Origin of the sequence: Anaerofustis stercorihominis, from assembly GCF_005844425.1 — a bacterium.
Classification (GTDB): domain Bacteria; phylum Bacillota; class Clostridia; order Eubacteriales; family Anaerofustaceae; genus Anaerofustis; species Anaerofustis butyriciformans.
In genome coordinates this window covers 1-9,271 of the sequence record NZ_SPHL01000051.1, presented here as the reverse complement: position 1 = coordinate 9,271, position 9,271 = coordinate 1, and the positions used below count along the sequence as shown (strand labels likewise).

At 28.9% G+C, this 9,271-nt stretch carries 13 protein-coding genes; 6 read left to right on the top strand and 7 right to left on the bottom strand.

All coding sequences use genetic code 11. The features are described from left to right. From FGQ49_RS09580 to FGQ49_RS09565, 4 genes are all read right to left on the bottom strand, one after another. The coding region (locus tag FGQ49_RS09580; RefSeq protein ID WP_171020673.1) for a YgjP-like metallopeptidase domain-containing protein at positions 1-398 on the bottom strand (398 nt) is incomplete at its 3' end. Positions 399-410: 12 nt separating this feature from the next. After that, the gene (locus tag FGQ49_RS09575; protein ID WP_138269646.1) at positions 411-1,319 is read right to left on the bottom strand and encodes a magnesium transporter CorA family protein; all 909 of its coding nucleotides are present in this window, start codon (positions 1,317-1,319) and stop codon (positions 411-413) included. Between the two features lie 84 nt (positions 1,320-1,403). Further along, positions 1,404-1,775 (bottom strand): RidA family protein, encoded by a 372-nt coding sequence (locus FGQ49_RS09570; RefSeq protein ID WP_138269645.1) that lies wholly within the window; start codon positions 1,773-1,775, stop codon positions 1,404-1,406. A gap of 15 nt (positions 1,776-1,790) precedes the next feature. After that, positions 1,791-2,387 carry an HD domain-containing protein gene (locus FGQ49_RS09565; RefSeq protein ID WP_138269644.1) on the bottom strand — a complete coding sequence of 199 codons (597 nt, stop codon included), beginning with the start codon at positions 2,385-2,387 and terminating at the stop codon, positions 1,791-1,793. Between the two features lie 157 nt (positions 2,388-2,544). Here FGQ49_RS09565 and FGQ49_RS09560 point away from each other — a divergent pair, with 157 nt between their 5' ends. The 4 genes from FGQ49_RS09560 (at position 2,545) to FGQ49_RS09545 (ending at position 4,202) form a co-directional block, all read left to right on the top strand. After that, positions 2,545-2,742, top strand: a complete 198-nt coding sequence (locus FGQ49_RS09560) for a spore coat associated protein CotJA (protein ID WP_138269643.1) — start codon at positions 2,545-2,547, stop codon at positions 2,740-2,742. Continuing rightward, positions 2,733-3,062, top strand: coding sequence for a spore coat protein CotJB (locus FGQ49_RS09555; RefSeq protein ID WP_138269642.1), 330 nt, complete (start codon positions 2,733-2,735; stop codon positions 3,060-3,062). Before FGQ49_RS09560 ends, FGQ49_RS09555 begins: the two co-directional genes overlap by 10 nt. Then, positions 3,062-3,634, top strand: a complete 573-nt coding sequence (locus tag FGQ49_RS09550) for a manganese catalase family protein (RefSeq protein WP_138269641.1) — start codon at positions 3,062-3,064, stop codon at positions 3,632-3,634. Before FGQ49_RS09555 ends, FGQ49_RS09550 begins: the two co-directional genes overlap by 1 nt. Positions 3,635-3,776: 142 nt before the next feature. After that, positions 3,777-4,202, top strand: a complete 426-nt coding sequence (locus FGQ49_RS09545) for a hypothetical protein (protein ID WP_138269640.1) — start codon at positions 3,777-3,779, stop codon at positions 4,200-4,202. 47 nt (positions 4,203-4,249) lie between these two features. On the opposite strand, the gene FGQ49_RS09540 is transcribed toward FGQ49_RS09545, so the two are convergent. Then, positions 4,250-5,284, bottom strand: coding sequence for an alcohol dehydrogenase catalytic domain-containing protein (locus tag FGQ49_RS09540; protein WP_138269648.1), 1,035 nt, complete (start codon positions 5,282-5,284; stop codon positions 4,250-4,252). Positions 5,285-5,483: 199 nt separating this feature from the next. Here FGQ49_RS09540 and mtaB point away from each other — a divergent pair, with 199 nt between their 5' ends. Both mtaB and FGQ49_RS09530 read left to right on the top strand, forming a co-directional pair. Then, positions 5,484-6,767, top strand: a complete 1,284-nt coding sequence (mtaB, locus tag FGQ49_RS09535) for a tRNA (N(6)-L-threonylcarbamoyladenosine(37)-C(2))-methylthiotransferase MtaB (RefSeq protein WP_138269639.1) — start codon at positions 5,484-5,486, stop codon at positions 6,765-6,767. After that, positions 6,764-7,645 (top strand): PHP domain-containing protein, encoded by an 882-nt coding sequence (locus FGQ49_RS09530; protein WP_138269638.1) that lies wholly within the window; start codon positions 6,764-6,766, stop codon positions 7,643-7,645. The genes mtaB and FGQ49_RS09530 overlap by 4 nt, the downstream gene beginning before the upstream one ends. A 65-nt stretch (positions 7,646-7,710) precedes the next feature. Here FGQ49_RS09530 and FGQ49_RS09525 read toward each other — a convergent pair whose 3' ends face one another. Both FGQ49_RS09525 and FGQ49_RS09520 read right to left on the bottom strand, forming a co-directional pair. Then, complete coding sequence (locus FGQ49_RS09525) at positions 7,711-8,883, bottom strand: D-alanyl-D-alanine carboxypeptidase family protein (protein ID WP_138269637.1); 1,173 nt, start codon at positions 8,881-8,883, stop codon at positions 7,711-7,713. Positions 8,884-8,937: 54 nt separating this feature from the next. Next, a partial coding sequence (locus FGQ49_RS09520; protein ID WP_138269636.1) for a stage II sporulation protein M occupies positions 8,938-9,271 on the bottom strand: 334 nt, incomplete at its 5' end.

The window sequence follows — 9,271 nt, the reverse complement described above, 5'->3', positions numbered from 1 at the left end:
ATACATTCTTTAATAATATAGCAGTTTAAATTATCTAAAAACAACTCTTTTAAATATTTATTGATTAATTTTACCATACTTTCCATATCATCATACTTTGTATAAAGGAAAAAATAATTTTCTTTTAATTCTATTTTGTTTTTCTTATCTTTAATTACTTTTATTATATACTTTCTACCGAATACAGAAATTTTTCTTCCATTAATATCATAAACTTCACTTTTATTATTTATAGCTTTTAAACGTTTTTGAATCCAATCATCTTTTTCATTTAATAAATCATAAATATATTTATCTTTTACCCTTTTATTTGCATTTACAACCACATTTCCATTATCATCAACTCTTATATAAACATTTTTAATTTTTTTTCTGTTTATTATCACATTATAATCCATACTCTTCTCCATTTAATGAAAATGCTTCTTTATAAGATAATATCCAAGTCCCACTACGGATAAACTAAGAGCTATTACAAAAAAATATCCATACCTCCATGTAAGTTCCGGCATATATTTAAAATTCATCCCATACCACCCTACAATTAACGTAAGTGGAGAAAACACAGCCGTAATAACTGTTAAAGTCTGCATTGTCTTGTTTTGCCTGATATCAGCTTGAGCTTGATATAAATCTCTAAGATGTCTGGTATACTCCATTAATGTATCAACTTTAGAGTTTAGCCTGCTGACTTTATTCGTAAAAATTTTAAAAAGTCCTTTATAAGAATTATTGAATATATCCTCTTCATGTTCTTCAAAAACAAGTCCCATATCTATAAGTTGATCGTAATAATTATTAAGGACTAAAAGCTGCCTTTTCATAGAAACAATAAGATAATTAAAATTTCTTAAATCGCCGTCAAGAACTTTATCCTCAAGGTTATTTATATTCTTTTCAAAATGCTCTAAGTAATTTAAATCTTCACTAATTAAAATATCCAAAAAATCATATAAAAAATGAGCTATTGATGGATTTTTCCACTGTCTTTGTTTACTTATTTTTTCAATAATTGGAAGAACTATATTATCATTATCAATAAAATAAATCCTATGTTTTTTTAGATAATACCCAAACTTACCATTTAAACATTCTTCTCCCTTTTTAGGAATAAAAAATGTTCCCGCTATTATATCTTTATATACTTCAGACTTTGAAAAACTAATATTTTCAAAATCTATATAATAAGTATATATGGCATTTTGTTTACATGTTTCTTTCCACTCTTCAAGGGTTAAAACAACTAAAACATCTTCACTTTCAGATAAATTTTCTATACTGTCTATTTGTTCAAGTACATTAGAAACTCTATAATACATCCTATCACCTCATTAAAATTATGATACCACATATTATAAACTTTTATCATATAAATAATAAAAAAGGATGAAAGAATCATCCTTTTAAACTAAAGCTATTATTTCAACCTCAACTAAAACATCTTTTGGAAGCTTGCTTACTTCTACACATGAACGAGCAGGTTTGCTTACAAAATATTCGCTGTATACTTCGTTGAAATCATTAAAGTCATTAATATCACTTAAGAAACAAGTAGTTTTTACTACTTTAGAAAAATCACTTCCTGCTTCTTTTAAAATTTCACCAATATTTTCACAAACTCTTTTAGCTTGAACCTTAATATCTCCTTCCATTATTTCTCCGCTTTCAGGAATGATAGGAACTTGACCAGATGCATATAACATGCCATTTACTATAATTCCTTGTGAATATGGTCCTATTGCGGCAGGAGCCTTTTTTGTTGATACTACTTTCATATTATTACCTCTCTTTTATAAATTTTTTTCAAAATTTTCCATAAATTCATTTATTCTGTCTTCATTTGCTTTCATAGCTTCCAAAGTGTCACTTAAAAGTTCATTTAATTCAACACCCATCATTTCTGCACCTTTTTGTATAACATCTCTGTCACACCCTGCAGCAAAACCTCTGCTTTTAAATTTTTTCTTTAAGCTCTTAAGGGGCATATCTTTTGTACTTTTTGAAGGACGCATTAAAGCAGCAGCATTTATTATCCCGGTAAGCTCATCTATTGCAAACAAAACTTTTTCCATTTTATCTGTGGGCTCTATATCACAGCATATTCCATAACCGTGAGAACAAACACTATGTATTATATCATCATTTACGTTTTCTTCTTTTAATATACTAACGGCCTTTTTACAATGTTCATTTGGATATAATTCAAAATCAACATCATGAAGAAGTCCTACGATTTCCCAGTAATTTTTTTCATCTTCTATACCTAATTTATCACAGTACCACCCCATAACCGAAGATACCGTAATTGCATGTCTTATATGAAAAATATCTTTATTGTATTTTTTTAATATTTCAAAGGCTTCATCAAATGTAATATTACTTTCCATTTTTCCTCCTATACGTTAAAAAATATTATAAACCCATTTAAAAGCATTATCAACATAAAAATTTACAAAAAATTGCGACAATTAAATTTAATTTATCACAATAAAAAAATAAATGAATATATTATATTGAAATCAAATTTATCGGGAGGATTTAAAATTGAATGAAAGAAATTACAAACCAATGGTTCCTTATATGCCTATAATTCCAAAAGTTGCAAATGCATATGTGCCATTTCAATTAAACAGCGATATGTATGATGCACAAGAAGGTTTAATGAAAAAAGGAACAATGTTTGAAGCTTTATATTCACCATTTAACACAAATTTAAAAGGAAGTGATACAGTATGCAAATAGATATGGGACACGGATGCAGCGGAGCAGACGGAACAAATAATAACGAAAATATAAATAATATGAGCATGGAAGAAATTTACAATAAAATAAAAATATATACTTTTGCAACTCAAGATACCGCTCTTTATTTAAATACACATCCAGGGGACATGGATGTACTAAAAAGACACAACGAATATTCAAAGAAATTAAAAGAAGTAAACGAAGCTTATGAAAAATTCAATAACCCTATTGACAATACAGGTAGCAGTGAGGGATTTTGGAAATATATAGAAGGTCCTTGGGCCGCTCAAAACATGAACTGGGAGGATAATGAATAATGTGGATTTATAAAAAAATGTTGCAACATCCCGTTACAGTTTCGGGAAAAGATTTGAGAATGGCAAAAAACGTATTAACACAATACGGCGGACCTGACGGTGAACTTGGTGCGTCTTTAAGATATTTAACACAAAGGTTTTATATGCCGCTTAAAGAAGGTACCGCCACACTTACAGATATAGGAAGCGAAGAACTTGGACATCTTGAAATGATAGGAACTATTTTTTCAAAACTCGTTGAGGGAGCAACCAAAGACGAGCTTATAAACAGCGGTCTTGGAGGATACAACATAGAACATGGATGCAATCCTTTCTATGTTAATGTAGACGGTGTGCCATGGACTGCAAGTTATATAGGCTCAAAAGGAGATCCAGAAGTAGATATGTATGAAAATATGGCTGCGGAACAAAAAGCAAGAATAACCTATGAAAACTTAATAAAAATGACAGATGACCCTCTTCTAATAAACACTTTAAAATTCTTAAGAGAAAGAGAAATCGTTCATTTTCAACGTTTCGGAGAAGTATTAAGAATGGTTCAAGAAGACAAAGAAAAGAAAAAAATATTTTAAATAATAAAACCTTTAAACTTTTTCGACAAATTTATATATTTTTATATCTCCTTTATGCTAACATTATAATGAAAAAATTAAGGACTTGATAAAACATATTTATTAAGTCCTTTTTAAATAAAATTAAATTAAAGGTGGAAAAATGAATATTAAAGAAAAATTATCAAAACCATATCTTATGAACGAAAAAATAGAATATACCACAAATCAAATAAGAGAGTGTGAAATGTACATAGAAAGGATTTCTTCATATATAAATGAAAGTGGAATAAAAACAGAAAAAAACGAAGACAAAAAGACAGAAAGCATAATTAATTTAATTTTATATAAACAACAGCTTATAAAGGAAATAAATACATTATATAAACATAAAATGGACGTAAACAATATTATAAATTCTCTTGAAAGTGAACTTGATAAACTTATAATGAAAAAACATTATTTAAATTATGAAACATGGAGTAAAATTTCAGAAGATTTATCAATAACCTATCAAACCGTACATGCACACCATAAAAAATCTATAGAAACATTGGAGAAATTTTATAAAAAGAAAAAAATGCAATAGGAAGCAGGTCATATAAAATGACCTGCTTTGAAGAAAACAAATAGACTTTAATTGTATGTAATAAAGTTTTTAATAACTTTACCTTCAGAATGTTCAATAAGAGCTTTTTCCAAATCATCAAGTTTATATTCGTTTTGAACAAAATCTTTTTCGTCAATAACATGCATTTTCAAAAGCTCAAATGCTTGATTTACATATAAAGGTGTTGTATGGAAAACGCCTTTAATTGTAATTTGGCTGTAATGAAGTAATTTTGTATCAACTGTTATTGTATCTCCTGCTTTTGTACCACCGAAGCAAAGAACAAATCCGCCAGGTCTTGCCATTTGAATTGCAAGTTCCCAAACTTTTGCAAGTCCTGTTGCTTCAACAGCCACGTCAACACCTCTCTTATCAGGTGTTAAATCTTTTACTGCTTGTATTTGATCATCAACTTTGTTTAAATCTACAATATCAAATGCACCAAGTTTTTTAGCCATTTCAAGTCTATTTTCACTCATATCACAAGCTATAACTCTTGCACCTTTCAAATATAATAATCTTACAAACATTAAACCTATTGGTCCACATCCGTTAACAACAACATAATCACCTTGTTCTACAGGAACATTTGCTGTTCCATATACAGCACAAGAGAATGGTTCCAATAATGCTGCTTGTCTATAACTCATATCATCAGGAATATGGAACATATTTTGATTTACAATTCTTTCCGGAATCAATATGTATTGAGCAAAGGCACTGTTATTTTTGTTGTTTATAATTAAATCTTCACACATTGAGTGAAGTCCTTTTTTACAAAAATAACATTCATTACATGGAGCTGAGTTATGAGAAACAACTCTATCTCCTACTTTGAATTTTGTTACATTTTCTCCTACAGCATAAACAGTTCCGCTTGATTCATGTCCCAAAGGGAAAGGAGGTGTCATAAGAGGATATCCTCTTTTATAACTTTTTACGTCAGTACCGCAAGTTAGCGATATTTCATTTTTGATTACCACATCACCAGGACCAGGAACAGGAATATCAATTTCTTCAATTCTCAAATCTTCTGGTCCGTAAACAACGGCTCTTTTCATTTTGCTCATTTTAAAAATCTCCTTTATTAATTCGTTATCATTACCTATATTATACCACCATTTTTTTTATAGTCAATAATTTTTAATACTTTTGTAATGTAAAGTTTAATTAAATTGTTACATTTGTAATACATTTTACAAATGCATTATATTTTAATTTGTGATATAATAAAACAAACAGAAAAAAAGGAGATACATTTTGAAAGCAGCATTTTACACTCTGGGTTGCAGAGTAAATAGTTACGATACACAAGCAATGATAGAATTATTCAAAGAAAACGGATACGAGATAGTTGATGCTCATGAAAAAGCCGATGTATATGTTATAAATACCTGTGCGGTAACAAACGAAAGCGAAAGAAAAAGCAAACAAATTGTTAGAAGATTAAAGCACCAAAACGAAGATGCCATAACAGTATTAACAGGATGCTTTGCTCAAAGTAACTTTGAAGAAGCACAAAAAGTAGAAAGTGCGGATATCGTATGCGGAACCCATAAAAGAGAAAAAATTATAGATTATATTAATGAATTCAAATTAAGTAAAAATAAAGTATATAACATAGAAGAAGACAGTAAAGATTTTGATAAAGTAGGAATTACAACATATGAAGGCAAAAGCAGAGCTTTTATAAAAGTTCAAGACGGATGCAATATGTTTTGTTCTTACTGCATTATCCCCTACGCAAGAGGCGTATTAAAAAATGCATCAGTTGAAAAAGTCTTAAATCAAATTGAAGAACTAAGCAAAAGAGGATATAGGGAAGTTGTAATCACAGGTATCCACATTGCATCATATAAAGCAGACACAGGAGAAAACCTTATAGAATTACTTGAAATAATTGATAACCAAAACCAGGTTGACAGAATAAGACTTGGGTCACTGGAACCTAAATTATTAAGCGATAATTTTCTAGAAAGATTAAGCAAACTTAAATCTTTCTGTCCTCATTTCCATATTTCTCTTCAAAGCGGATGTGATAAAACATTGAAGGAAATGAACAGACATTACAACACTAAAGAATACTTTGACATAGTAACAAAAGTAAGAAAGTATTTCGATAATCCCGGAATAACAACAGATATTATAGTTGGTTTCCCAAATGAAAATGATGAAGATTTTGAAACAACAAAAAAATTCGCAGAAGAAATTGGATTTTCATATATTCATATCTTCCCATTTTCACCAAAACATGGAACACCTGCCAGTACAATGAAAAACCAAAACACAAAAGAAACAAAAAGTAAAAGAGCAAAAGAATTAAAAGAAATAATGCTTAAAAAAAGACATGAATTTTTAGAAAATATGAAAGGAAGCACCCAAAAAGTATTAATTGAAAAGAAACTTAGCGATAATATTTACGAAGGTTACAGTGAAAATTATATATATGTTGAAGTTAAAAGCGAAAAAGACATATTTAATAAAATAGTAAATGTAAAAATAACAGGTCAAAACCAAACACATTTGGAAGGGGAATTATTATGAAAATAGATTTACACATCCATTCAAACGCAAGTTCTGATGGTGAAGTAGAAGTCGAAAAAATAATTGATATGGCAATTGAAGAAGGACTTAAATATATTGCAATAGCAGACCATGAAAGCATAGCAAACGTAAAAAAAGCTTTAGAATACGCAAAAAACAAAGACATAACCGTTATACCTGCAACGGAAATATTTGTCTCACACAATGGTAAACTTCTTCATATGCTTGGATATGGAATAGATGTAGAAGATAAAGCTTTAAATGAAGAAATAGATAAAATATGGCAAGGAAGAAAAGACGGTATACAAAAACAAATTGATTTAATTAGAGAAAAAGGACTAAAAATAAATGAAAAAGAGGTTTTTGATTATGCAACAGGCGATATACCTCTTTTATCAGCATATATTCATGCTATATTAATTGAAGAAGAAAACAGAAACCACCGATTAATACATGGATTACAGCCAAATATTGAAAGCATAATAACTCTTTCCAGAGAAGCTTTCGGAGTAGGCAAAGAACTTTATGCCCCTACTTATATGCCAAGTAGTAAAGATTTAATAAAAGTTATAAAAAATGCAGGTGGAGCCTGTGTAATAGCTCATCCTGGAGTCGATATAAAAGATGAAATACATATACTTGATGAGCTTAAAGAATATGGAATTGATGGTGTTGAAGCATATTATACATCACATACAAATGAACAAAGTGAAAAATACAAAAATTATGCAATAGAAAATAATTTATTTTACACTTGCGGAAGTGATTTCCACGGAAGTTTTAAACCTAAAAACGCACTTGGATGTGTACAAACAGACAATAACGAACAGGCTATAAAGGGAATATACAAACATTCAAAAAATTTAAAATTAAACTAACATAAAAAATCCCGATATATTTCGGGATTTTATTTTTGATAAATTTATGTTATAAAATATAAAAACTATATAACTATAAATTCTTTAAACATATTTAACACATATGTTATCATGTTTACTTTTTCAACATTTTTTTCTATAACAAGATCCACGCTTCCTATAAACTCACTTCCTTCTTTTATATTTATCACCCCTACTTTTTGACCTTCTTTTACAGGTGCATTCATAACGATACCATCTAATTTTATATCGGTTGTATATTTTTCATTTTCATTTTTACCGCTTAAAACCGTAAAATTATCCTTTGCAACTACCTTAACATTATCCTCATAACCTTTGTTTATTTTAATTTCTCCAAACTCTCCTCCCTTAGTTACAATATTTGTTCCTTTGTAATTGCTAAAACCATAGTTTAAAAGCTTGTTTGCTTCTTCAAATCTTGTTTTTGAATCGGGAGCATTTAAAATAACAGCAATAAGACGAAGATCTCCTTTTTTACCCGTAGCAGAAATACAGTGTCCCGCATCAGCTGTATACCCTGTTTTTAACCCATCAACATTATCATTCATTTTTAAAAGTTTATTTGTATTATTAAGAAGTCTCTCTTTATCATTATTTTTACCTATTTTTATGGTTTTCTGCCAAGTGGCACTTATTTTAAAAACATCAGGATACTTACACACTTCTTTTGTCATTAATGCAATATCATAAGCACTTGAATAGTGATTATCCACGGGAAGCCCATTTGAATTTACAAAATGAGTATTTTTCATTCCGAGACTCTTTGCTTTTTCATTCATCATAAGAACAAATTTCTCAATGCTCCCCCCTATAAATTCTCCCATTGCAGCACAAGCGTCGTTTGCACTTTCAATTATAATTGCATTCAAAAGATCTTCAACACTTCGCATCTCTCCTTGTTCAAGATAAAGCTGACTCCCTCCCATGTTACTTGCGTAATCTGATATTGTAACCATATCGGACATATTGATGGTTTTATTATCAATGGCTTCTAATATCAATAGTATCGTCATAACTTTTGTAACGCTTGCCAAAGGAAGTTTCTTATTCATGTTTTTTTGATACAAAACCTTTCCGCTTGACGAATCCATTAAAACTACAGCCTTACTTTTTATGTTCAAATCTACTTTTTCCTCTTCTGCCCCTTTTACAAAAATAGGCATAATATTAAACAAAAAAGCAAATATTAATACTATAGAACTTATTCTTTTTAACATAATTTTCTCCTCCCTTTTAATATTTATTAAAGTAAAATATAAATATTAATGTTATTATAAAAAAGAAGAAGAAAATAATACCATAAGCATCGGAGCAATATAACTTTCAAAACATATCCCCATAACATTAAATAAAAAAGCTATTACTATATATATTGTATATCTAAGATAAAAAGAGGAATTTCTCACTTTACCATATTTATTTTTATTATTTTTTTGAATTGAACTTTTAAAACAAGAAGACATCACAAAAGCAAACATCAGTGCAGAATTTTTAATTATATTTGGAATTATCAAAACACAAATTAAAAATAAAATTCCTTTAAAACCATAAGAAGATATAAAAAACGTTATTACAAAACCAAACAAAAAACCTTTGTAAAACATT

What these genes read in the sequence shown, in the direction of transcription:
- FGQ49_RS09575 (WP_138269646.1), bottom strand. Translation starts at nt 1,319, where the DNA reads ATGTATTATAGAGTTTCTAATGTACTTGAACAAATAGACAGTATAGAA.
- FGQ49_RS09570 (WP_138269645.1), bottom strand. Translation starts at nt 1,775, where the DNA reads ATGAAAGTAGTATCAACAAAAAAGGCTCCTGCCGCAATAGGACCATAT.
- FGQ49_RS09565 (WP_138269644.1), bottom strand. Translation starts at nt 2,387, where the DNA reads ATGGAAAGTAATATTACATTTGATGAAGCCTTTGAAATATTAAAAAAA.
- FGQ49_RS09555 (WP_138269642.1), top strand. Translation starts at nt 2,733, where the DNA reads ATGCAAATAGATATGGGACACGGATGCAGCGGAGCAGACGGAACAAAT.
- FGQ49_RS09550 (WP_138269641.1), top strand. Translation starts at nt 3,062, where the DNA reads ATGTGGATTTATAAAAAAATGTTGCAACATCCCGTTACAGTTTCGGGA.
- FGQ49_RS09545 (WP_138269640.1), top strand. Translation starts at nt 3,777, where the DNA reads ATGAATATTAAAGAAAAATTATCAAAACCATATCTTATGAACGAAAAA.
- FGQ49_RS09540 (WP_138269648.1), bottom strand. Translation starts at nt 5,284, where the DNA reads ATGAAAAGAGCCGTTGTTTACGGACCAGAAGATTTGAGAATTGAAGAA.
- FGQ49_RS09530 (WP_138269638.1), top strand. Translation starts at nt 6,764, where the DNA reads ATGAAAATAGATTTACACATCCATTCAAACGCAAGTTCTGATGGTGAA.
- FGQ49_RS09525 (WP_138269637.1), bottom strand. Translation starts at nt 8,883, where the DNA reads ATGTTAAAAAGAATAAGTTCTATAGTATTAATATTTGCTTTTTTGTTT.